Origin of the sequence: Nocardia terpenica, assembly GCF_013186535.1 — a bacterium.
Lineage (GTDB): Bacteria > Actinomycetota > Actinomycetes > Mycobacteriales > Mycobacteriaceae > Nocardia > Nocardia terpenica.
In genome coordinates this window covers 1,613,615-1,637,122 of sequence record NZ_JABMCZ010000002.1, presented here as the reverse complement: position 1 = coordinate 1,637,122, position 23,508 = coordinate 1,613,615, and the positions used below count along the sequence as shown (strand labels likewise).

The 23,508-nt window shown below is 68.8% G+C and carries 21 protein-coding genes; 11 read left to right on the top strand and 10 right to left on the bottom strand.

The window, feature by feature from the left end:
* Positions 1 to 30: 30 nt before the first annotated feature.
* Positions 31 to 1,248, top strand: a complete 1,218-nt coding sequence (locus HPY32_RS19370) for a glycosyltransferase 87 family protein (protein WP_067579266.1) — start codon at positions 31 to 33, stop codon at positions 1,246 to 1,248.
* Here HPY32_RS19370 and lon read toward each other — a convergent pair.
* Positions 1,245 to 3,581 carry an endopeptidase La gene (gene lon / locus HPY32_RS19365; RefSeq protein WP_067579268.1) on the bottom strand — a complete coding sequence of 779 codons (2,337 nt, stop codon included), beginning with the start codon at positions 3,579 to 3,581 and terminating at the stop codon, positions 1,245 to 1,247. The two genes, HPY32_RS19370 and lon, sit on opposite strands and share 4 nt — an antisense overlap.
* 356 nt (positions 3,582 to 3,937) lie before the next feature.
* Between lon and HPY32_RS19360 the strand changes: the two genes are divergently transcribed.
* The 10 genes from HPY32_RS19360 (at position 3,938) to HPY32_RS19315 (ending at position 13,800) form a co-directional block, all read left to right on the top strand.
* Positions 3,938 to 4,948, top strand: coding sequence for a serine hydrolase (locus HPY32_RS19360; RefSeq protein ID WP_195118095.1), 1,011 nt, complete (start codon positions 3,938 to 3,940; stop codon positions 4,946 to 4,948).
* A gap of 78 nt (positions 4,949 to 5,026) precedes the next feature.
* Positions 5,027 to 5,560 (top strand): hypothetical protein, encoded by a 534-nt coding sequence (locus HPY32_RS19355; protein WP_067579274.1) that lies wholly within the window; start codon positions 5,027 to 5,029, stop codon positions 5,558 to 5,560.
* Positions 5,557 to 6,717, top strand: a complete 1,161-nt coding sequence (locus tag HPY32_RS19350) for a PrsW family intramembrane metalloprotease (protein WP_067579276.1) — start codon at positions 5,557 to 5,559, stop codon at positions 6,715 to 6,717. Before HPY32_RS19355 ends, HPY32_RS19350 begins: the two co-directional genes overlap by 4 nt.
* A complete protein-coding gene (locus HPY32_RS19345; RefSeq protein ID WP_067579278.1) occupies positions 6,674 to 7,684 on the top strand; it encodes a zinc-binding dehydrogenase in 1,011 nt (336 codons plus the stop codon). Before HPY32_RS19350 ends, HPY32_RS19345 begins: the two co-directional genes overlap by 44 nt.
* 61 nt (positions 7,685 to 7,745) lie before the next feature.
* Positions 7,746 to 9,101, top strand: a complete 1,356-nt coding sequence (locus HPY32_RS19340) for a DUF445 domain-containing protein (RefSeq protein WP_067579280.1) — start codon at positions 7,746 to 7,748, stop codon at positions 9,099 to 9,101.
* A gap of 90 nt (positions 9,102 to 9,191) precedes the next feature.
* Positions 9,192 to 9,986 carry a TIGR03084 family metal-binding protein gene (locus HPY32_RS19335; protein WP_067579282.1) on the top strand — a complete coding sequence of 265 codons (795 nt, stop codon included), beginning with the start codon at positions 9,192 to 9,194 and terminating at the stop codon, positions 9,984 to 9,986.
* 356 nt (positions 9,987 to 10,342) lie between these two features.
* Positions 10,343 to 10,981, top strand: coding sequence for a hypothetical protein (locus tag HPY32_RS19330; RefSeq protein ID WP_171982929.1), 639 nt, complete (start codon positions 10,343 to 10,345; stop codon positions 10,979 to 10,981).
* A 446-nt stretch (positions 10,982 to 11,427) separates the two neighbouring features.
* Positions 11,428 to 12,663 carry an L-2-hydroxyglutarate dehydrogenase gene (gene lhgD / locus HPY32_RS19325; protein WP_309247534.1) on the top strand — a complete coding sequence of 412 codons (1,236 nt, stop codon included), beginning with the start codon at positions 11,428 to 11,430 and terminating at the stop codon, positions 12,661 to 12,663.
* Positions 12,664 to 12,758: 95 nt separating this feature from the next.
* Positions 12,759 to 13,271 (top strand): SRPBCC family protein, encoded by a 513-nt coding sequence (locus tag HPY32_RS19320; RefSeq protein WP_067579286.1) that lies wholly within the window; start codon positions 12,759 to 12,761, stop codon positions 13,269 to 13,271.
* A gap of 10 nt (positions 13,272 to 13,281) precedes the next feature.
* Positions 13,282 to 13,800 carry a ribonuclease H family protein gene (locus HPY32_RS19315; protein ID WP_067584723.1) on the top strand — a complete coding sequence of 173 codons (519 nt, stop codon included), beginning with the start codon at positions 13,282 to 13,284 and terminating at the stop codon, positions 13,798 to 13,800.
* A 75-nt stretch (positions 13,801 to 13,875) separates the two neighbouring features.
* Here HPY32_RS19315 and HPY32_RS19310 read toward each other — a convergent pair whose 3' ends face one another.
* The 9 genes from HPY32_RS19310 to HPY32_RS19270 all read right to left on the bottom strand — a co-directional run bounded on the left by HPY32_RS19310 (position 13,876) and on the right by HPY32_RS19270 (position 23,343).
* Positions 13,876 to 14,685: a hypothetical protein gene (locus tag HPY32_RS19310; RefSeq protein WP_156673951.1), complete on the bottom strand. Its 810-nt coding sequence runs from the start codon at positions 14,683 to 14,685 to the stop codon at positions 13,876 to 13,878.
* 101 nt (positions 14,686 to 14,786) lie between these two features.
* Positions 14,787 to 15,956: an MlaD family protein gene (locus HPY32_RS19305; RefSeq protein WP_067579290.1), complete on the bottom strand. Its 1,170-nt coding sequence runs from the start codon at positions 15,954 to 15,956 to the stop codon at positions 14,787 to 14,789.
* Positions 15,953 to 17,047, bottom strand: a complete 1,095-nt coding sequence (locus HPY32_RS19300) for an MCE family protein (protein WP_067579292.1) — start codon at positions 17,045 to 17,047, stop codon at positions 15,953 to 15,955. Before HPY32_RS19300 ends, HPY32_RS19305 begins: the two co-directional genes overlap by 4 nt.
* A complete protein-coding gene (locus tag HPY32_RS19295) occupies positions 17,044 to 18,135 on the bottom strand; it encodes an MCE family protein (protein WP_067584729.1) in 1,092 nt (363 codons plus the stop codon). The genes HPY32_RS19300 and HPY32_RS19295 overlap by 4 nt, the downstream gene beginning before the upstream one ends.
* Positions 18,136 to 18,140: 5 nt before the next feature.
* Positions 18,141 to 19,130 carry an MCE family protein gene (locus HPY32_RS19290; protein ID WP_067584726.1) on the bottom strand — a complete coding sequence of 330 codons (990 nt, stop codon included), beginning with the start codon at positions 19,128 to 19,130 and terminating at the stop codon, positions 18,141 to 18,143.
* Positions 19,127 to 20,155, bottom strand: coding sequence for an MCE family protein (locus HPY32_RS19285; protein WP_067579294.1), 1,029 nt, complete (start codon positions 20,153 to 20,155; stop codon positions 19,127 to 19,129). The genes HPY32_RS19290 and HPY32_RS19285 overlap by 4 nt, the downstream gene beginning before the upstream one ends.
* A complete protein-coding gene (locus HPY32_RS19280; protein WP_067579296.1) occupies positions 20,152 to 21,648 on the bottom strand; it encodes an MlaD family protein in 1,497 nt (498 codons plus the stop codon). The genes HPY32_RS19285 and HPY32_RS19280 overlap by 4 nt, the downstream gene beginning before the upstream one ends.
* Positions 21,649 to 21,656: 8 nt before the next feature.
* Entirely contained in the window at positions 21,657 to 22,520 is an 864-nt protein-coding gene (locus HPY32_RS19275; protein WP_067579298.1) for an ABC transporter permease, read from the bottom strand.
* Between the two features lie 4 nt (positions 22,521 to 22,524).
* Positions 22,525 to 23,343 (bottom strand): MlaE family ABC transporter permease, encoded by an 819-nt coding sequence (locus tag HPY32_RS19270; protein WP_067579300.1) that lies wholly within the window; start codon positions 23,341 to 23,343, stop codon positions 22,525 to 22,527.
* Between the last annotated feature and the right edge of the window lie 165 nt (positions 23,344 to 23,508).

Below are 23,508 nucleotides of genomic sequence, written 5' to 3'. Positions count from 1 at the left end.
CGCACGCGCGCAACGCTTTTCGTGCTGGGTGTGACGGCGGTGCTGGCGGTGGTGCTGGTGTTCACGCTGGTCGATCCGTGGCTGGACAAGGCCGGGATCCTGGTCGGCGGGCTGGACGCGCACGTCTACCGCGACGGCTCCTGGAAGATCCTGCACGGCCATCCGCTCTACACCGAGCCCAGCGTGTACGGGCTGCTGTACACCTACACGCCGTTCTCCACGCTGGCGTTCCTCCCGCTGGCCGCGTGGCCGTGGAATTACGTCACCAACACCTGGCTGCTGGTGAATCTGGGGGTGTTGTTCGGCTGTGTGCTGCTGAGCTGGCGCATCCTCGGCTACCGACTGGATCGCAGGCTGGTGTCGATCAGCGCACTGCTCGCCATCAGCTGCGTCTTCGTCGAACCGGTGCGCACCACGCTGTACTACGGGCAGATCAATCTCATGCTGATGGCGCTGGTGCTGTGGGACTTCTCGCGCGCCGACCGCAGCAGGCTGCGCGGGCTGGGCGCGGGCCTGGCCGCGGGAATCAAGCTGGTGCCGCTGTATTTCGTGGTGCAGTTCCTGGCGCTGCGGCAGTGGCGGGCGGCCGTGACCGCGGCGACGGTGTTCGCGGCCTCGGTGGTCGGGACGTGGCTGGTGCTGCCGTCCGACTCGCGGCAGTACTGGACCTCGACGTTCTTCCAGTCGGATCGGATCGCGCTGGACACCCATCCGGCCAATCAGTCGCTGCGCGGCGCGATCGCGCACCTGACGAAACACGCTGCGCCGCTCGGGTTGTGGGCCGTGCTGTCGGCCCTGGTCGTGATGGCGGGGCTGGCCGTGTCGGTGGGTCTGTTCCGGCGGGGGGAGCGGCTGCTGTCGGTCGTCGTCGCCGGGATGACCGCGTGCGTGGTGTCGCCGTTCTCGTGGAGCCACCACTGGGTGTGGTTCGTGCCGCTGCTGGTCTACCTGGTGCATCGGGCACAGACGCGGCCGCTGTGGTGGCTGGTGGCGGCGATGCTGTATTTCTCCATCGGCGCGTGGACCTATCAGTGGACGCCGGACTGGGTGGTGGTCGGCTTCTGCATGTTCCCGCCGTGGTGGACCATCGCGCCGATCCTGATGAACTCCTACGTGCTCATCTATCTCGTGCTGCTGGCGGTCACCGGGGTGGGGCTGCTGCGAAAGACGAAGGGGCCGCGCCCCATCCGGGAGGATGAGGCGCGCCCCCGGTCCGGTGCGCACGAGGACGCGGCGGTCGGGTCCTAGGCCACGGCGTAGGCGGGCTCGGCGACCGGCTCGATGGCGTAGGCCAGGATGTCGGCCACGTCGGCGACCGGGCGCACGTCCAGCGCCTCGCGCACCTCGGCCGGGACCTCGTCCAGATCCGGTTCGTTGCGCGCCGGGATGAACACGGTCTTCAGCCCGGCCCGCTGCGCGGCCAGCAGCTTCTGCTTGACGCCGCCGATCGGCAGCACCCGGCCGTTCAGCGTGACCTCACCGGTCATGCCCACATCCGAGCGGACCTGGCGGCCCAGCGCCAGCGACACCAGGGCCGTGACCATGGTGACGCCCGCCGACGGACCGTCCTTGGGCACCGCGCCCGCGGGGAAGTGGATGTGGATATTGCGGTCCAGCACGCTCGGCTCGATGCCGATCTCCGCCAGGTGCGAGCGGACGTAGGTCAGCGCGATCTGCGCGGATTCCTTCATGACGTCGCCCAGCTGTCCGGTCAGGGTGAGCGAGCGCTCGCCCTCGGCGGCATTGGCCTCGATGTAGAGGACGTCGCCGCCCGCGCCGGTCACGGCCAGACCCGTGGCCACGCCGGGGACCGCGGTGCGCTCGACCCCATCGGGGGTGAAGCGGGGGCGGCCCAGGTAGTCCTTCAGGTCGCCGAGGCCGATGCTCACCGGCTCGGCGGGCGACGGGGTTTCGTGCTCCGACAGCCGAGTCGCGGCCTTGCGCAACGCCTTTGCGACCAGCCGTTCCAGCTGCCGCACACCGGCTTCCCGGGTGTAGTTCGCGGCGATCTCACGCAGGGCCTCGTCGGTGATCGAGACCTCCTCCGCCGTCAGCGCATTGCGTTCCAGCTGCCGCGGCACCAGGAAGTCGCGGGCGATGGCCACCTTGTCGTCCTCGGTGTAGCCGTCGACGGTGATCAGTTCCATGCGGTCCAGCAGCGGGCCGGGAATGGTCTCCATGACGTTCGCGGTCGCGATGAACAGCACGTCGGACAGGTCCAGATCCAGGTCCAGGTAGTGGTCGCGGAAGGTGTGGTTCTGCGCCGGGTCCAGGACCTCGAGCAGGGCCGCGGCCGGGTCGCCGCGGTAGTCCGAGCCGACCTTGTCGATCTCGTCCAGCAGGACGACGGGATTCATCGAGCCCGCCTCCTTGACCGCGCGCACGATGCGGCCGGGCAGCGCGCCGACGTAGGTGCGCCGGTGGCCGCGGATCTCCGCCTCGTCGCGCACGCCACCCAGGGCGACGCGAACGAACTTGCGGCCCAACGCGCGTGCCACGCTCTCGCCGAGCGAGGTCTTGCCGACACCGGGCGGGCCGACCAGCACCAGCACCGCGCCGGAACCGCGACCGCCCACGACCTCCAGCCCGCGCGCGGCGCGGCGGGCCCGCACCGCCAGGTACTCGACCATGCGGTCCTTGACCTCGTCCAGGCCGTGGTGATCGGCGTCGAGCACCGCGCGGGCGGCCGAGACGTCGGTGGAGTCGGTGGTCCTCACCGTCCACGGCAGGTCCAGGACGGTGTCCAGCCAGGTGCGGATCCAGCCCGCCTCCGGGCTCTGGTCGCTGCCGCGCTCAAGCCGGTCGACCTCGCGCAGCGCGGCCTCGCGGACGTGCTGCGGTAGATCCGTCTTCTCCACGCGGGCGCGGTAGTCGTCGGCGCCGTCGGGCTCGCCCTCGCCCAGCTCCTTGCGAATCGCGTTGAGCTGCTGGCGGAGCAGGAATTCGCGCTGGGACTTCTCCATCCCCTCGCGCACGTCCTCGCTGATCTTCTCGGTGACCTCGACCTCGGCGATGTGGTCCTTGGTCCAGGCGATCAGGCTGGTCAGTCGGGCGCCGACGTCGGGAGTGTCGAGCAGTTCGCGCTTCTGCTCGTCGGTCAGGTACGGCGCGTATCCGGCGGTATCGGCCAGCGCGGACGGGTCGCTGAGCCGGTTCACCGCGTCGATGACCTGCCACGCCTCGCGACGCTGCAGCACCGACACGACCAGCTTCTTGTACTCGGCGGCAAGCTCTTTCGTCCGCCCGTCCGGCGCGGGGTCCTCGACCGGTTCGGCCTCGACCCACAGCGCGGCCCCCGGCCCGGTCACCCCGTGGCCGATCCTGGCCCGGCGCTCGGCCTTCAGCACGGCCGCGGGCGCGCCTCCGCGCATCCGCCCCACCTGCTCGATACTCGCCACCACCCCGTAGGCGGCATAACCCTCGGCCAACCGGGGCGCCAGCAGCACGGCGTCCAGGTTCGCGGCCCGCGCGGCGTCGATGGCGGCCTGCGCCGACTCGTCCAACTCGATCGGCACCACCATCCCCGGCAGCACGATCGGATCGGTCAGAAACAACACCGGCAGTCGTTGTGGGGTACTCATGTGTTCAGCCCCTTCCAAAGCATGCCCTGGATGCTTCTTCCAGGGTTGAGCGATATCTACTCAACCTTGGGTCGGGGCGAGTTGTTCCGCCCGGGCGTTCACCGGCAGCGAACTACGACGGTCGACACCGAGGTGCACCCGCCGAAGATCCTGCTCATCCGGGGCCGGGCGGAGCTGGACGTGGTGGACGGCATCCCGGAGGTACCTGCCCCCCGAGCAGCACGGTCGAGGAACTGATCCGGCAGCGGGCCGAACGGCAGCGCGCCTGAGTCTCTGGCACGAAACCGAAGATCGGGTTAGGGTGCTGGATCGTCGGGGCGCTCGGGCGCCGGATTCGATCGATTCGCGAGGGCTCCATGGGGTTTCGGGTTGTGGCTGCGCGGCGGGCGGGCGTGGTGGCCGGGGCGGTGCTGGCCGCCGCGGTGACGGTGGGCGTGAATGTGCCTGCGGCGGGGGCCGATTCGATCGCCGATGCGTTGCCCACCGGGGTGGAGGCCAGCCTGGTCGTGTTCGATCGAGACAGCGGGACGGCCAGTGTGCAGTTCGAGCCGCACAAGCAGTTTCGGTCGGCGTCGGTGGTCAAGGTGATGATCGCGCTGGACTATCTGGAATCGCATGACCCGGCGGCCATTTCGGCGGACGACCGGGCTCGGCTGGAGGCCATGCTGCGGTCCAGTGACGACGACGCGGCCAGTTATCTGTGGGTGGAGAACGGGTGGGACGGCATCGTCACCCGGACCGTGGCCAAGCTGGGGCTGACCGATACCGCGCCGCCCGCCAGCCGCGGGATGTGGGGATACACCGCGATCAGCGCCGCCGACGTGGTGACCGTCTACCGCTACATTCTCGACCGGGCCGCGCCCGCGGTCCGCGACTTCATCATGGACAACCTGCACGCCTCCACCAAGTGCGGGCAGGACGGCTTCGACCAGTCCTTCGGTCTCGCCCGCGCCGTCGACCGGCCCCGGGCGGTCAAGCAGGGCTGGTCCGGATTCGGCGATGCGCCCGCGCCCGACAAGGTCTGCGCCCCCGGCAATCCGAAGCCGCCGATCCCGCAGGACGCGCTCAGCGCCGCCGCCTCCGGCCCGCTGAGCTTCGGTCCGGACGGCGTGCGGGAGAAGTGGAACTTCACCCAGGGCACCCCGCCCGCCGGACCGGCCATCGACCTGACCCGGCGCGCCATGCACACCACCGGCACCGTCGGCGTGCACGACGACCGGATCGTCGCGCTGCTCACCCTTGAGCCCACCACCACCTCGTGGGAGGCGTCGGCCCAGCGCATCACCCTGCTGACCAAGGCGGCCGACGTCGCCGACTGGGGACTGGCCACCGGGCTCGGCGACCACGACGGCTCGCCGGACCGCTGACCGCACGCCCGTGTTACGTGCGAAAACGACCGGCGCCTGACCTATCGTTGAAGGTCACCGGCCGAGAGGAGCCCGCGCGTGCAGCAGCGTCGTAGCCACGACTACCGGCCCGCGGCGGCGGTGCTCGGCGTCGTGGCCGCGCTGATCGCGATCCCGGCGGCGCTGGCGGTGGTGGTTCCCGAGCGCGAGGACGTGGTGCTGCCCGACACCGAGATCACCGTGACCGCGCCCGGCGAAAGCCCCGACACCGTCACCTTTCCCGGCCCGCCCGGATGGTCGCGGCGGCCCACCGGCGACCCCACCACCGCGGTGCTGACCGCGCCCGGCGGAGCGGTGCTGCTGGTGAACGCCGTCAACGGCGTCACCGACTTCCCGGCCGCCGCCGACTGGCGCCGGAAGGTGCTGGGGCTGCAGGCCTTTCCCGTCGAATTCGACGGCGGGCAGCTCACCACGCGCGGCGGCTTCGCGGGGCCCACCTGCGTGGGCGTGGATCGCGTCGGGCAGTGCGCGATCGTCGGGCACCGCAATCTGGCGGTGAGCGTGCTGGTCAGCGGCGACATGTCCGGCGGGGTGCTGAGCGCGGTCGTCGAGGCGCTGCGGGTGAAGTCATGAGCTGGTTCCAGCCGCGTTCGGCGCTGTTCTGGGTGTACTGGGTGGTCGTGGTCGGCGGGGCGCTGGGGCTGGTGGTCCAGGTGCTCCCGGTCGCGGCGGTGACCTGGTCCGGCATCCTGGTCGGCCTGCCGTTCGTGCTGACGAAGCTGCTCGCCATCGGCGCGATCATCGTGCTGCTGGACCGATTTCGCGCCCGGCGGCCGATCGTCACCCCGCTGATCATGGGCTTCGTCTGGGGCGCGGCCGCCGGGCCCGGCATCGCGATGTTCGCCAACGACAACAACATGCGGGTCGTGCAGAACGTCGCGGGGGACGCCTTCGCGGTGAACTGGCAGGCCCCGATCTCCGCGGCGATCGTGGAGGAGGGGATCAAGGGCGCGGGGGTGTTCGCGGTCGCCTGGCTGTCGCGGCCGCTGCTGATCCGGCCCATGCACGGGCTGCTGCTCGGGGCGTTCACGGGCCTGGGATTCCAGGTGGTCGAGGACGTCGTCTACGAGGCCAATGCCGGATTGCAGTCCGCGCAGGGCGATATCGCGTCCGCGGTCGGAGTCGGCATCCTGCGGCTGGCCACCGGCATCACCTCGCACTGGATGCTGACCGGCCTGGCCGGCATCGGCATCGTGGTGGCCGTCGGCGAGTCGGGCTGGCCGCGCGCCCGGCGCGCGCTGGTGTTCGCCACCTTCTATCTGCTCGGCGCCGCACTGCATTTCGGCTGGGACGCGCCCGCGCCGTGGAACGCCGGAGTCGGCAGCATCGTGCTGCGCACCCTCGGATACGTGGTGGTGTTCGCGGCGGTCTACGCCTGGGTGTTGCGCACCGAACAGCGGTGGTACCGCATGATCGTCGGGTGGGTGGTGGCGCGGGGGATGGCGCCGCCGGACGAGCTGGCGACCCTGGTGTCGTGGCGGTCGCGCCGCCGCGCCCGGCGGCAGCGGCGCGTACCCCACCGCGTCGCGCGGCAGCGCCAGCACGTGCTGCTGGACTGGGTGCAGATGGTAGGCACGAATCTGCGCATCGCCCACGGCCCCGGGGGCGATGTAATACTCGAAAGGTCGGCCGGGCCGACCGGTTTCGACGTGGCGACCACCGGTCGCCCCGACCCGCGAGGAGCACATGATCATGCTGGCCGCCCGCCTGCACCTGGGACCGGAACGTAGCCTGCGACTGGACGAGGTGCCGGTGCCCGAGCCCGGCCCCGACCAGGTCCTGATCAAGGTCCAGGCCGCGGGCGTGTGCCTGTCCGACGTGCATCTGCTCGATGGCACCCTCAACCCGGTGTTCCTCGACGGCAATGTGGTCACCCTCGGCCACGAGGTCGCGGGCACGGTGCACGCGCTGGGGCCGGGTGTCACCGCGGCCCGGGTCGGCGACCGAGTGGTGTTGCAGGCCGGGGAGATTCGCGGCGGGCGGATCTTCACCCGCGGCGTCGACTACGACGGCGGCTGGGCGGAGTACACCCTGGCCCGGATCGAGACCCTGGTCCCGATCCCCGACGATCTGCCGTTCGAGCAGGCGTGCTTCATTCCGGACGCGGTGTCGACGCCGTGGGCGGCCATCACCGAGACCGCGCAGGTCCGCCCGGCCGAGGCGGTCGGCGTCTGGGGCGTGGGCGGGCTCGGCGCGCACGGGGTGCAGCTGCTGCGGATGATCGGCGCGGCGCCGATCATCGCGGTCGACCCGCTACCCGCCGCGCGCGAACGCGCCCTCGAGCTCGGCGCCGACCTGGCCTTCGACCCGGCCGAATCCGATCTGCGCGCACAGATTTACGGCGCCACCGGCGGCACCGGCCTGGCCGCGGCGTTCGACTTCGCCGGGGTGGCCGCGGTGCGCGAGCAGGCGGTCGTCTGCCTCGGCCGCGGTGGGCGACTGGTGCTGGTCGGGCTGACCGACAAGCCGATCACCATCACCGGCGGCAGCATGTTCAGCTTCTTCTCCCAGCAACTGCGCGGCCACTACGGCTCCGGGCCGGAGCACGTCGCCCAGCTGGTGCAGCTGCAACGCCTGCACCGGGTCGACTTCTCCCGCTCGGTCAGCGCGGTGCTGCCGCTGGCCGAGGCCGAGAAGGCGGTGCACGCGCTGGCCACCAAGGAGGGCAATCCGATTCGCCTGGTGCTCCGTCCCTGATCTTGTGAGAATGTGAGGATCCCGATATCTCACAACCGCTTCGGCGCTAGGGGAGCACATCATGACGACACTGGCCGGTGGGGTGTTCCTGGATTGGGAGCGCCTCACCGGACAGTCGAAGTTCGTCGTCGACCTGGTGACCTTCCCGATCTTCAGCGCCCTCGCGGGCTGGCTGACCAACTGGACCGGCGTGCTGATGCTGTTCTGGCCGCTACAGTTCCGCGGTATCCGGATTCCGGGGCTGGACGTGCTGTATCCGTATCTGCCGCGGCGGGTGCAGGTGCTGCCGACCTTCTCCGGTGACGGGCGGCGGGTCGGGTTTCAGGGGTTCATTCCGGCGCGCGCGGAGAAGATGGCCAGCATCTGCGTGGACATGGCCATCATGCGGATCGGCCAGCCCAAGGACTTCATCCACGAACTCGATCTGGAGGGCATCGCCGACTACATCGCCGAACTCGCCCGCGACCAGGTGCCCGCGATCGTCGACGATGTGATGCGGCGGGAGAATCCGGAGCTGTGGGCGGTGGTGCCGCGGTCGGTGCGGCAGGTGCTCTATCAGCGGGTGGAGCGGGAGTTGCCGAATCTGGCCCGGCGCGGGTTCGAGCGGCTGGGCGACAATGTGGACCAGCTCATCGATATCAAGAGCTTCGTGATCCGCTATCTGCGCGCCAATCCGCACATCCTGAAGGATCTCACGACCACGATCGCCGCGCCGGAGCTGCGCTTCATGGTGCGCATCGGGTTCCTGGGCGCGCCCTTCGGATTATTACTCGCGCTGTATCTGCATGTGCACAAGGCGATTCCGGTGTTCGGCTGGATTCCGAGTTGGGCGGTGGTGCTGACCGCGGCGGCGGCGATCGGCGTGATCGTCAATGTCATCGCGGTCAAGATGGTGTTCGAGCCGGGGGATCCGCAGCCGCGCTACAAATACCTGTGGGGGCAGGCGCTGCTGGCGAAGCGGCAGCCGCAGGCGGCCTCCGATCTGGCGCACATCCTGGCCTACCAGGTGCTGACGCTGCCGAATCTGGCCACCGAACTGCTCGACGGACCCAATGGCGACAAGACCCGTCAGCTCATCGAGCAGCTGATCGCCGAGGAGATCCATCATCAGCTGGGCCGGTCCACCTCGGTGGTGCGAATGGCGTTCGGGCGGCGGCAGTTCGACAATCTCAAGGTCGGCGCGGCGGGGGCGGCGGTGGGGCTGGCGCCCGGCCTGGTCGAGGACGAGGAATTCGCGCGCGAGCAGGCCGAGAAGATCGACGCGTTCGCGGCGCGCAAGCTACAGCGCCTCACGCCGGGCGAGTTCATGGAGGTCTTCTACGCCTCGGTGGAGCAGGACGCCTGGCTGCTGTATCTGCACGGCGCGGTGCTCGGCCTGGCGGTGGGCGGGGTGCATCTGGTGTTGTTCGGCTGGTAGGCAATACAAGCACGCGTGCTTGCATTTTTCTTCTACCGTTGCGAAGCTGGACGCGCGGGAGCGTTCCCGCGGCGACGGGTAAGGATTCCGATGGCTGATCTCGAGGCGCTGCTGGCCGACTTCGACGCCGAATGCGCGGAACTGGACGGGCTGATCGCGCCCCTGGACCCGGCGGAGTGGGCCCGCGCGACCCCCGCGCCGGGCTGGACCATCGCCCATCAGATCGGCCATCTGGCCTGGACCGACCGCGTGGCCACACTGTCGGCCACCGATGCCGCGGCGTTCACCGCGCTGCTCGAGCAGGCCGCGCCGCGGGCGCTGACCTTCGTCGACGAGGCCGCCGAGCAGGAGGCCGCGACCCCGGCACCCGAGCTGCTGCGCCGCTGGCGCGGGACCCGGGCCGCGCTGGTCACCGCCCTGCGCGCCGTTCCCGCCGGGACGAAACTGCCGTGGTTCGGGCCGCCGATGAGCGCGGCCATGATGATCACCGCCCGGCTGATGGAGACCTGGGCGCACGGGCAGGACGTGGCCGATGCGCTCGGCGTGCGCCGCGTGCCCACCGCGCGATTGCGCAATATCGCCCATATCGGCGCGCGCACAAGGGATTACGCCTATGCGGTGCAGGGCCGCAGCGCGCCCGCGGCGGAGTTCCGCATCGAGCTGACCGCGCCGGACGGCGACGGCTTGTGGACCTGGGGGCCGGAATCGGCCGCGCAGCGCGTGACGGGCCCCGCGCTGGACTTCTGCCTGCTGGTGACACGCCGTCGGCATCCGGACGATCTGAAGATCGAGGCCATCGGGGCCGATGCCGCCGAGTGGCTGACCATCGCGCAGGTGTTCGCCGGTCCACCCGGATCAGGCCGCGCGGCAGGTCAATTCGACTGACCCGCCGCGCGGCCCGACCTCCGGCGTGAACATCCGGCCCTGGAAACCGGCGGCGCGCCATCGAGCCCGCTCACCCCGACGGGAGCGGGAGCGGACGAGCGCCAACTTGGGTGCGCCGTGCCTGTTGCCGACCGGACGCCATTGGCCGGGGGTCTTCGAGTTGGCAGTCGAAGCAAGCGCTCGCCAGCTACCAGAGGTTTACCCAGTCGTTGTGTGATGGAAACACCTGCACCGCAAAGAATTCTGCAACTTATGCCGTGCCCGCCCCGAGTGTGATCTCGACCGCACGATTTCGGGCGGGTACCGCGCGGCACAGTAACCTGGATGACGCGTAGGAGGGAAAGGATCGCACCGTCATGCGCCGACCGGTCCAGATTCTCCAGCACACCGCCATCGTGCTGGCCGGAATGGGCAGCATCGGACTCACCGTCATCGCGGGCACCTACATCGTCAACCAGATGGCCGACGCCACCCACCACCCCGGCCGCCTCACCACACCCGGCACGGCCCTACCCGAAGCAGCGCCGCCGAACTCGATCCCGCACGAGAGTCCCGAAACCCTGATCACGAACGGCACCTGGGGCCTGGCGGCCGAAACCCGCGTACTGCCCACCGCATTCCGCACCCACCCACCCGCAGCACCCGAACCGCTCGCCCCCCACCCCACCGAGCTCCCCACCCCACCCGCACCCACCGAGTTCGGCGCCCGCCTGCAACTACTTGGCGACGCCTACGTAGGCGCGAATCTGGCCACCACCCAACCGAATTCACTCTCCATGACGGTGGACACCAACCTGGTCACCCTCCTGACCAACACCGACCAGCCCACCACCGCCCTGCGCACGGAGCTCGATACCCGCAGCGGCGAGGTAACGGTGGCCGTCTCCGGCCCTCTGGTCGGCCAACACAACGTCCAACTCCGCCGCCACTCCCGACCGGCCCCCACCACCCCACTCGCCACCTCCCACACCTTCGGCCCAACCACCACCATCTGATCCTCATGCTCCCGCCTCGCTAACGCTCGGCGGGAGCATGAGGAAATCTGGGGCAACCACCGCCTTGCCGCAAGGCTGGCACGACCACCGCCCTGCCGCAGGGATCTGGGACAACCACCGCCCTGCCGCAGGGATCTGGGGCGACCACCACGTTGCCGCAGGGATCTGGGGCGACCACCACGTTGCCGCGTGAACGGGCAGCCAAGGGGACCATCATGTCGTCGCGAGGGGTGGTTGGGTGGCCACCGGGCCCTCGCGAGGAACCGGCGGGCGGCCGAGATGATCGCCGCGTTGTCGTGCGGTAGGAGCGATGGTCGACGAGGAGTGTTGGGCTGCTGGCAACGTGTGGGCGGGAGGGTCGGCGCGGGCGGGTCCGCTATGTAATCCGGTGGAGCCCTCTCAGATTGGTCCCGGCGTGCTTTTGGCCGGGATCTCGGTGGGGGATTGTGGCCGAAAGGGGGGCGGAGGCGGGGGGTGGGTGTGTGAGACTGCCTCTCGTGTACGACTACTGCGTTGTTGGTGGTGGGATTGTGGGGGTGGCTACTGCTGCTCGGATATTGGAGCGGTGGCCGGGGGTGGGGGTGTTGGTGGTGGAGAAGGAGGGGCGGGTGGGGGTGCATCAGAGTGGGCATAACAGTGGGGTTGTTCATTCTGGGATTTATTACGAGCCGGGGAGTTTGAAGGCGCGGCTGTGTCGGGAGGGGGCGCGGTGGACCAAGGAGTTTGCTGTGGGGGAGGGGATTCCGTATCGGGAGTGTGGGAAGTTGTTGGTGGCTACGGATTTGGGGGAGCGGGGGCGGATGAGGGGGCTGTATGAGCGGGCGGTGGCCAATGGGGTGGGGGTGGAGTTGCTGGATGCGGGGGAGTTGAGGCGGCGGGAGCCGCGGATTGCGGGGGTGGGGGCGTTGTTCGTGCCGGGGACGGGGATTGTCGATTACGGGCGGGTGACCGAGGCGTTGGCGGGGCGGGTGCGGGCGGCGGGGGGTGAGTTCGCGATGGGGGCGGAGGTTACCGCTGTCGAGGAGGATTCCGACGGGGTGACGGTGGCGGGGCCCGCGGGGTCGTGGCGGGCGCGGCGGATGGTGGCGTGTGCGGGGTTGCAGGCCGATCGGGTGGCGCGGATGGCGGGGGTGGCGGTCGGGTTGCGGATCGTGCCGTTTCGGGGCGAGTACTACCGATTGCCGCCTGCGCGAAGCGATCTGGTGAGCACGCTCATCTATCCGATCCCGAATCCGGAGCTGCCGTTTCTGGGCGTGCATCTGAGCCCGACCATCGACGGTGAGCTGACCGTGGGGCCGAACGCGGTGCTGGGGCTGGCGCGCGAGGGCTACCGCAAGGGCAGCATCGATCTGCGCGATGCCCGAGATGTGCTGGGCTACCGGGGTTTTCACCGCGTGGCGGCGGCCAATGTGCGAACCGGGCTGCGGGAGCTGCGCAATTCGGTGTTCAAGCGCGGTTATCTGGCCGAATGCCGCAGGTACTGCCCGGAATTGACGATCGCGGATCTGTTGCCGCGCCCGGCCGGGATTCGCGCCCAGGCGGTGCTGCCCGACGGTACCCTCGTGCACGACTTCCTCATCGAACGCACCGAGCGCTCGGTGCACGTGCTCAACGCGCCGTCCCCCGCGGCCACCTCCGCGCTACCGATCGCCGAGCACATCGTCGGACAATTGGACAACTGACCGATTCAGACCTCGCGTTATTTTCCGGTAATCGCTCAATAAAGAGGAATTGTGTAGTAGTTTATCGGCAGCCGTGGAACAGGGGAGCAAAGCCGATGGGCCACATCAGGTACGCGAGCGATGTCGGGGCTCCGGTCGAGGTCGCCTTCACGTACACCGAGAACCACCTGTTCGTGCCGGACTGGATGTTCGGCAGCACAGCCTTCGAACCGGTCGGCGAGGTCGGCCACGGGCCGGGCGCTGTGTATGCCGCCGCCTTCCGGTTCGGGTTGTGGCGCCCCACGGTCGAGTACGAGATCACCGAGTACCGCCGGAACGCGGTGATCGGATACACGCTGCGCAGGCGCCGACCGGGGAAGGCGGTGCCTGCGCAGTCCGATCCCGCCGGGGCGCTGGGCACGCTGACCCTGCAATTCGATCCGCTCGGCTACGGTCGGTCGGTACTGACCTCGGAGGCCGACTACCGCCCGCCGCGCGGACCCGCGGGCCGGCTGCGCTCGTGGCTCGTCGATGCCGCGGCGCGGTCGGCCCTGCGCCGCAGCGAATCGCAGTTACGCAGGGAGATCGAGGAATTCCACGGCACCGACCTTGTCGGCAGGATTGCGTAGGGTGGCGACCATGATCATCGTGAGCACCGACGGATCGTGCCTGCGCAATCCCGGGGGCGCCATCGGCTGGGCGTGGGTCAATCATCAGGGCACCTCGGCCAGCGGCGGGGCGGCCAGCGGCACCAACCAGGTCGCCGAGCTACGCGCGGTGCTGGAGGCGATCCTCGCCCACCCCGGCCCGGATCCGCTGCTCATCGAGAGCGATTCGCTGTACGCGATCAAGTGCGCCTCGGAATGGCTGCCGACCTGGCGGCTCAAGGGCTGGCGCACCGCATCCGGCGAGCCGGTGAAGAACCTCGAGCTGGTCCGGGGCATCGATCAGGCCATCGCGTCGCGGCCCGGCCCGGTGCGATTCCGCTGGGTGCGCGGGCACGTGGGCAACTACTTCAACGAGCAGGCCGACAAGCTGGCCGGCGAGGCCGCGCGGGCGGCACAGGACGGAAACTCCGCCCCCACCACCGCCGTCGCCGACCTGCCGCCGTTAGCCGAGCCGGAGCCGCCGAAGACCGACGCGCTCACCCTGTTCTGAGCGCAGCCGAGGACCTCCGGCGATGGTGGACTGCCCCATCGCCGGAGGCACGGAAACGCCTGTGCGACTACGGTTTCAGCGACCCTGCGGGGCCGGGGCGCTCTGCGCGGGGGCCTGCGGACCGGCGGGCGGCTGCTGCTGATCGCCCTGCGGAGCACCCGGGGCCTGCGGGCCACCCGGCGCGGGTGCGCCCGGCGCCGCCGGTGCGCCCGGGCCCATGCCCTTGGTGACCGGCGAGTCGAACTTGGCGACCAGCCACTTGCCGTTCTTCTTCTCCATCTGCGCGACGCCCGGGATGGTCAGCTTGTTCGGCTGCGGCACCGCGGAATTGGTCTGCTCCTGGGTGATGACCAGCACCACATTGGCCTCGCTGTCGTTGCCCGACTCCCAGGCGCAGTGGATCTCGTCCAGCTTGGAGCGGGCCTGCACGCTGACCATCGCGTCCTTCAGCGCGGAGGAGGCCCCGCCGAAGAACTGGCCCCACTCCCCGGTCGACAGATCGTTGACCGTCTTGAAGTAGTTGTCCAGATTCTTGGCGTCGTAGCTGGCGACCGCCTTGCCGAAATCGCAGGCGGCGCGCGTCGACTGGTCGCGGGCGTCGAGCTGATTGCCGCGATCGTCGGCCTGCCGCCAGAACACCACGACCGCGGTCACCGCGCCCACCAGCAATACGCCGGCGGCGAACGCCGCCGCGATCGGCAACCAGCTCGTGCGCCCCCGCTCCGGCGCGGGCCGCTCGACCTGCACGGTCTTCTCGGCGTCGGCCGCGGCCGATTCCGCACCGGCCGGTGCGTCCGCGTCGGTGCTGCCCTGCGGCCGTTCGACCTTCGCGGTCGCGTCGGCGTCGGGCGTCACGTTCTCCTTGGCAGCGTCGTCATCGGACATCGAATAGACCTGTCACTTTCCCGGCGCGCGTGCGCACACCGTGTAGCCGGATCGACCCGGGCACGCCCGGGCCGGACGGGTTCTGTCGGCGAGTATGCCACTCACCGCACCGGGGGCAGGGTCCGCTCGTTCGGATCGACCCCTGCCGGCATCTGGGCGCCGTTGTTGGGCACGTCGGGCCGCGGCGCGTTCGCCGAACCGCGAATCTGTTGATCCGGCGGCGGATTGCTGCAATAGTTCCACTTCGGCAGCGTGCCGTCCAAGGCCACGTACGGCGCCGTCGGTTTGGTGCTGTACTGGCAGAACGGCCGCGGCCAGATATCGGTGATGGTGTAGAACTCACCGTCGTGCGCCGGGACGCCCATGGCCGAGCTGCCGACCACCAGCGAGGGGAACAGCGCCCGCAGCGCGGGAACGCGCAGCTGCGCCGCCTTGGTGATGGCCGCGAAGTTGGTGGCCAGGTTCGTGATCGGATCGGCGGTCTTGTCCAGCACCGCGCCGAGCTGTTGCAGCTGACCGGGCGCCTTGTCCAGCACCCGCCGCAGCTCGTCGTCGGCATTGTTGAACTGGGACAGCAGCGCGCCCGAATTGCGGGTCAGGGTACCGAGATCCGGCTGGGCGTCGGAGGTGGTGGACGCGATGGTGCGCAGGTTCGTGAGCAGATTCGTGGTCTGCGGCAGCAGATTGTCCAGACCGGCGGTGACCTCGCTCAGCGCGTCGATCATATTGCGCAGCTGATCCGGGCCGCCGCTGAGCGCGGTGTCCAGGTCGTTGAGGATGCTGCTGAACCGGTTCGGGTCGATCTGGGAGATGAACGCGCTGGAGTTTTCGAGCACCGACACGATCGGCGTCGGCGTCGACACTCGCTGCGGGTCGAAGCGCACCACCGACCCGTTGCCGAGGAACGGACCCCGGTCGGTCTCGGGCCGGAAGTCGATGTACTGCTCGCCCGCGCCGGACAGCGCCTGCACCGCGACCCGGGCGTCGGACGGAATGCGGTACCGGTTGTCGATCTGCACCTCGGCGGCGATGGACGCGCCGTGGTCGGCCAGCACGATGGAGTTCACCTTGCCGATGCGGTAGCCGCGCAGCGTCACGTCGTTGCCCGGTTGCAGACCGCCGGAACGATCGAGATCGACCGTGACCGTGTAGGTTCGGCGCAGCGGGTTCACCCGCATCACGCTCACCGCCAGGTACGACGCGCCGATCACCAGCGCCAGCACCAGGCCCAGATTCGCCAGCAGCATCTTGTGCCGGGTCAGCCAATTCATCGGTGCGCCCCCGTCACTCGGCTGTACACGATCTGCAATACCTGGATGAGACTGCCGGTCAGATCCTGCACATCCCGCAGATCGAAGAACTTGCCGTTGGCCGGGTCGGTGAGCACCGACGCGTCGAGCTGGGTGAGCGTGCCCGCCAGCGCGAGGCTGTTGCCCTTGAAGGTGGCGTCCACCTTGGGCCGGATCGTGTGCAGGGCGTCCAGGAACGGCCCGAAGTCGGTGCGGGTGCGCGAGAGCGCGTCCATCAGCTTGTGCAGGTTGTCCAGCAGGCTGTTCAGCTGACTCGAGGTGGTGTCGGCGTAATCGCCCAGTGCCGCACTGGTTGTCGACACCTTGGTGAGCAGATCGCCGATCTGCTTGTTGTTCTCGGCGATGGTGCCGATCATCCCGGGCAGCGAGTCGGCGACCTGCCCGAGGTCGCGGTGGCGCGCCTCGATGGTGTCGGCGAGCGCGCTGAATCCGGTGAGGGTGCTGTCGATTCGGTCGCTGTTGCGATGCAGCGTGGTGGTCACGCTGGTCATCTGCTTGATCAGATCGGCCAGCTGCTCGGGCCGCCCGCCGACCACCGAGTCGAGCTCGGAGGTGAGCTTGCCCAGCGCCGCGAGGCCGCCGCCGTTGAACAGCATCGAGATCGACAGCAGCAGCTCCTCGACGGTGGCCCCGGCCGAGGTCTTATCGATCCCGATGGTGTCGCCGCCCTTCAGCAGCGGTGTGCCGGAATCGCTGCGAGGCTTGGACACCGCGACGAACACATCGCCCAGCGGGGTGGCCTGGCGCAGTTCGGCGGTGGTGCCCTGGGGCAGGGTGATGTCCTTGCGGATGGTCAGGTCGACGAGGGCCTGGAAGTTCTTCGTCGAAATGTGCGTGACCACACCGACGTCCGAGCCGCCGATCTTGACCTTGGCCTGATCGGGCAGGTTCAGCGCGTTCGCGAAAACCGCGTGCACGGTATAGGTGTCGCCCTGCTGGCCCGGTTTGGGCAGCGGCAGTTTGTCCACGGTGAAGCCGCAGCCCGACGCCGCCAGCACGCCGGCGGACACGGCGACGGCGACGATGCTGCGGGCGAGGTATCGGCGCGTCATTTCGTCAGTCCCAGCAGTGCCGCGGTCAGGCCCAGGTCGGGCCCGAAGTCCTCGATCTTTCCGGTCCGGCAGCCGTCGGCCTTCATCTGGATCTTCTCGCAGAACAGGCTGACGATCTCGCCCGACAGCGTGGTGCCCAGGATGGCGTGCAGCCGGACGTGGCGGTCCTGACGATCCATCGAGCGGTCCAGGTTCTGCAGCAGCAGCGGCGCCACGTCGACGATCTCGGTGACCCCGGCGGCGTTGCGGCGCAACTGATCCGTGACCGCGGTGAGGCCGGTGAGGCTGGACGCCAGCTGGTCCTGATACTGGGTGAAGGTGCCGCTGGTATTGGCCAGGAAGCCGTTGAGCTGGTCCAGCGTGGCCTGCAGGCCCGGCGCCTGCTCGGCCAGCAGCTGCGACAGCTGGGTCATCTTGTTGCTGAAGTCGCGCACCGACTGGTCGTTTTCGGCCAGCATCGTGGTCAGCTCGTTGAGCTTGACGATGATGCTCGACACCGCGTCCTTGTTGTCGACGCCGACCTTCAGCGCGCCGGACAGGGCGTTGAGGGTGTCGCGGATCTTCTCGCCCTGGCCGTTGACCATGTCGTAGAGCAGGGTGCCCGACAGCGGCCCGACATTGCTGCCGGGCGGGGGTTTCAGCGCGGCCGCGAACTGATCGATGGCCTTGATCGTCTCGTCCAGTTCGACCGGGGTGTGGGTCTGCTGCAGGGTCAGGTGCGCGTTGTCGGGCAGGGTCGGGCCGCCGGTGTAGACCGGGCTCAGCTCGATGTGCCGATCGGTCACGAGGGTCTGGGTGATCAGCGACGCCCGCACGTTCTTCGGGATCTTCACGTCGCCGTTCACGGTCATGTGGACCTCGACGTACTGGTCCCGGGGAATGATCTTGTCGACCTTGCCGACATCGAGGCCGAGCACGGTGATCGGATTGCCCTCGTACATGCCCGCGATATTCGCGAAGTCGGCGGTCAGGTGGGTGGTCGCGCCGACGGCGTCGCGCACCGAGGTCGGCAGCACCGAGCAGCTGCCGAGCGCCAGCGCGGCCGCGCCGATCACCGCCGCCTTCACCACCCGGGCGGTCACACGCATGCGCGTCATCCCTGGCACCCCTCGATCACTCGGGCGAAACACAACCAGTTGTCCGGGAACAGCCACGGCAGACCGACCTCGCCGTACGGGCCGTCGCCGAACACATTGTTGAACTGCCGCAACGAGACCGGCATGATCGACAGCAGCCGGTCCAGGTTGTCCTTGTTCTTCTGCAGGCCACCGGCGATGGTGTTCAGCTGCTCGATGGTCGGGCCGAGCTGATTGTTGTTCTGGTCGCCGATCTGCTGCAGCTGCCTGGTCAGCTGGGCCACGTTGTCGAGCAGCTGGCGCAGCAGGGCCTGGCGCTCCATCACGCGGTTGGCGATGGCCTCGCCCTGGGTGATCACCAGCAGCACGCTGTTGCGGTTGTCGCCCAGGATCTTGGTGACCCGGTCCAGATCCTTCAGCAGCTGGGAGACCTGGTCGCGGCGATCGTTGATGGTCTTGGCCAGCGCGCCGACGCTGTCGAGCGCCTGGGCGGTCAGCTGCGGCGAGCCGTCGATCTGATCGCCGAGCACCTTCAGCGACTGGGTCAGCTTTCCGGTGTCCAGCTCCTCCAGCTTCGGCGTGCCGTTCTGCGTCAGGTTGTAGGGAACGCTGGTGTTGTTCTTCGGAATTCGGTGCCCCTTCAGGCCCGATCCGTCGCCCGGATCGACCGAGACGTAGCGGGTGCCCAGCAGCGTCGCCATCTTGATCGCCGCCCGGGCGTCGGGACCGAACTTCACATCGCTCTTCATCTGCAGGGTGACCAGCACGTGGTCGCCCTCCAGCCGGGTGCCCGCGACCTGCCCGACCGGCACGCCCGCGACATCGACCTTGTCGCCGGTCCGCACGCCCGCGGCCTGGACGAACTCGGCGTAGATATCCTGCTGTCCCACACCGAGTTTCTTGATCCCGCTGGAGGCGATCAGCAGGATCACGATGAGCACGGCGCCGATGATGCCGAGCCAGAAGTAGCGGTTGCTGTCGAACCTGCGCCTGATCGAACTGGTCATGGCCGGCACACCGCCGAATGCGAGTTGCCGCCGATCTGGGGCACCAGACCGCGGGGCAGCAGCACGCCGTAGAGCGACACGTCCAGGCTGCAGATGTAGGCGTTGTTGTAGGCGCCCTCGGAGGTGGCCTTGCCCAGATCGTCGAGGACGTTCGGCAGGTCCACCGCCGCCTGGTCGAGCTTGCTGCCGTTGTCGATGAGCAGGCTCAGCGCGTCGCGGGTGGAGTTCTGCGCGGCGGTGATCTTCGGCTGCACCTGGCTCACCATGTTCACCAACGACGTGGTGGCATTGGCGATCTGCACCGTCGAGGACTGCAGTGACTGCCCCTGTTCGTAGAGCCCGCCGATGAGCGCTCGGGTCTGGGTCACCAGTGTCTCCAATTCGTCACCTCGTTTCGCCAGTCCCTGCATCACCGCGGACAGGTTGGTGATCACGTCGGACAGGATCGCGTCGCGCCGCTGGAAGTCGCCGGCCACCGCGGCGGCCTGGGTGATGAAGGCGCTCAACGAGACCCCGTCGCCCTGCAGCGCCTGGACGAAGGTATTGGACAGCTCGTTGATCTTGTCCGGCGACAGCGAATCGAACAGCGGCTGGAAGCCGTTGAGCAGACCGGAGATATCGAACGAGGGCTCGGTGCGGTCCAACGGAATCGAGCCGCCGTTGCGCAGCACCGTGTCGTCGCCCTTGGTGCCCGCCGCCAGCGCCACATACCGCTGTCCGATCAGATTCTGGTACCGGACAAGGGCTTTGGTGTCGCCGTAGAGCGTCTGGTCGCGCTGCACGATGAAGGTCACCCGGGCGTGGTGCTGGCGGTCGATCTCGATCTTCTCGACCTTGCCCACCCGCACCCCGGCCATCCGGACGTCGTCGCCCGCGCGCAGGCCGAGCACGTCGCTGAAGGTGGCGCTGTAGGTGTTGGTGTCGCCACTCACGGTGCGCGCCAGGGTGTTCCAGACGACGACGGTCACCAGCACCGACACCAGCGCGAAGATGCCGAACCCGATCAGTGGTCTGCGAATGCTCATCGGCCCGCACCGCCCTCGGTGACCTGCAAGGTTCCACCCCTCAGAATCGAACTCAGCAGCAGATATTCGGCGGCGTTGGGACGGTGGCCCAGCAGCGCCGTGATGGCGTCGTCACCGGTGTAGTAGGCGATGTCCCCGGCGGCCGGATGCGGTCCGGGCGGGACCGGCGCGGGCGGAATCGCCGGTGCGGGCGCGGGATTCGGCGCGCCCGGGAACAGCTGCGGCAGCAGGCCCTGCAGCGGGGTCCCGGCGAACGGGTCGGCGGGCTTGGCCGCCTGCTGCGGCGCGGCGGTCGGCGCGTTGTCGCCGGTGGTGAGGCCCGGGATCGCGGGCAGGCCCGGCAGCGGCGGCATGGCGGGCAGCCCCTTCGCGGAGTCCAGCGCGCGCGGCTTCATCGAATCCGGCAGCTGGCCCACGTCCGAAACCAGCGGCGCCGTGGCGCAACTCGGGGCGGCCAGGTCGCCGTAGCGGGGGCAGTCGCCGCGCTCGTAGGGCTTGAACGGGGTGAGGGTCAGGCCGACGTTCCACACCATCTGCTTCTGCGGGCCCCAGTGGAATACGGTGTCCAGCGCGCGGATTGAGGAGTTCAGGTTCGCGATGGCCTGCGGGATGGATTCCGGGTTGTCCGACACCGCGCCGAACAGATCGCTGGTGCCGGACGTGATCTGCTTGCCGACATCGGAATTGCGCGCGAACAGCGCGTTCACCTTGTCGACGGTGGCGCTGGTGCCGGTGAGCAGCCCGGCCAGCTCCGCGCGCTTGGACGAGATCGTCTGCGCGGTCTTCACCGAATCCGCCAGCACCTGCATGAGATCCGGGGCCGACTGATTCAGCGCGTGGAAGGAGGCGGAGAAGTCACCGAGGGTCTGATCCACGTCGGGCACGGCCGCGCGCACCTGGGTCAGCCAGTTGTTCAGCCGGTCGACGGTGGAACCGGGCACCCGGCCGCTGCCGTCGAGGGCGTAGGACAGCGTGCTCAGCACCCGGCCCAGCTTCACCGGATCGATCCTGTTCAGGATCGTCCGGATGGTGGTGAGGGTGTCCTGCAGGGCGATGGTGCCCTGGCTGCGGTCCTCGGCGATCTGCGAGCCCGCGCGCAGCGACGCCTGATCGGGTCCGTTGTAGACCAGTTCGACCGAGGTCACCGCGAACAGATTGCTCGGCACCACCCGCGCGGTGACATTGGCCGGGATGTCGCCGATGTACTCCGGCTTCATCTCGATATTCACCTGCTGCAGCTCGCCCTTGGCCGCGACGGAGACGTTCTTCACCGCGCCGACCAGCACGCCGCGGAATTTCACGTCGGCGTTCTCGGGCAGGCCGTCGCCGGTGGTGGTCAGATCGGCGGTGACGTCGACCTTCGGATGCAGGATGTAGCCCTTGTAGCGGGCCATCAGGAAGGTGAGCACCAACGCGAACACGACGAGCCCGCAGGTTCCCGCGACGAGCAGCTGCCGCATCGTCGGTCCGCGACCACTCGGATCGATGATCATCCCGGCCCCTATCCCGAAATCCTGATGCCGGGGTTGATGCCCCAGACCGCCAAGGTCACGAACAGATCGGCGAAGACGACGGCGATGATGCAGTACTTGATCGCACGGCCCGCCGCGACGCCGACGCCCTCCGGACCGCCGGAGGCGAAGAAGCCGTAGTAGCACTGGATGAACGTCGTGATCGCCACGAACACAATGGCTTTCAGCAGCGACCAGAGCACGTCGTGCGGAATCAGGAACTGATAGAAGTAGTGCTGGTAGGTGCCCGAGGCGGTGCCGCCGACCAACCGCACGGTGATCGAGCAGGACAGGTAGGCGACCGGCAGCGCCAGGCAGTACAGCGGCACGATCGCGATCATCGCGGCGATCATGCGGGTGCTCACCAGATAGGGCAGCGGCCGGATGGCCTGGGCGTCGAGCGCGTCGATCTCCTCGGAGATCCGCATCGCGCCCAGCTGCGCGGTGAACCGGCAGCCCGCCTGGGCCGCGAAGGCCAGCGTGGCCAGCATCGGGCCGAGCTCACGGGTGGTGGCGAAGGCCGACACCGCGCCCGTGATCTGGCCCAGGCCGAGCAGATTCAGCGAGGTGTAGCCCTGCAGGCCGACGGTGACGCCGCCGAAGGCACTGAGGATGACGACCACGCCGATGGTGCCGCCGCCGACGACGAGATTGCCGTTGCCCCACGTCACATCCGACAGCAGGCGCCAGATTTCCTTCGGATAGTGCTTGAACGCCAACGGCATCGAGCCGATCGACCGCAGGAAGAAGAAGACCTGGTGACCGATCCGGGCAAGCCAGTCGCGCGGTGCCCGCGCGGTACGGGTGATCCGCTGGAACGGCCGCAGCAGCGGCGGAACATATGTCGACGACACCGGCTCAGACCATCTGTGGGGGGAACAGGGTGTTGTAGATCTGCGTGATGATCACGTTCGCGCCGAACAGCATCACCGCCGACAGCACCACGGCGGTGTTCACCGAGTTGGCCACGCCGCCCGGCCCGCCGCGGGTATTGAGGCCGGTATCGCAGGCGATGATGGCCGCGAACAGCCCGAACAGCAGCGACTTAGCCAGCGCCACCAGCAGATCCGTGGAGACCGCGAAGGAGGAGAAGGTGCTCACGTAGGAGCCCGGCGTACCGCCCTGGGCGAAGACGTTGAACATATAGCCGGTCAGGAAGCCGACGAAGACGACGAACCCGCAGAGCAGGACGCTGACCAGCATGGCGGCGCCCAGCCGGGGGGCGACCAGCCGCCGCAACGGATCCACGCCCATCACCCGCATGGCGTCGATCTCCTCGCGGATGGTGCGGGAACCGAGATCGGCGCAGATGGCCGAGCCGACCGCCCCGGCGATCATCAGCACGGTGACGAGGGGAGCGCCCTGCTGAATGATGCCGAGGCCGTTGGCGGCGCCGATGAAGGAGGTCGCGCCGATCTGCCCGGCGACCGAGCCGACCTGGATGGAGACGATGACGCCGATGGGGATGGCCACCAGCAGGGTGGGCGCGGCGGCGACGCTGGCCATGAAGGCGCACTGCCGGACGAACTCCTGGAACGGGAAGCGCCCGCGAGCGATGCTGACGAACAGCTCGGCGACGGCCTGCACACCCATCGTCATCTGGCGACCGAAGGTTTCCAGTGACCGCTTCGGGTGATCCTGCCAGTACGCCCTCGTCCAGTCGACCGCCTCACTCATTCGCGACCCTGTCGGCGGACTGTTGGTGACCTGCACTGGCTAACCCCTCTCGACGCCGGTTGCCCGCTCCGACGACTGTTTGCTTGACGCACCTTACTACGGAGTTAGAAAAAACACATCACAATGTGTGGTCGCAGTCATAGACCCAGATCACCATCGGCGATC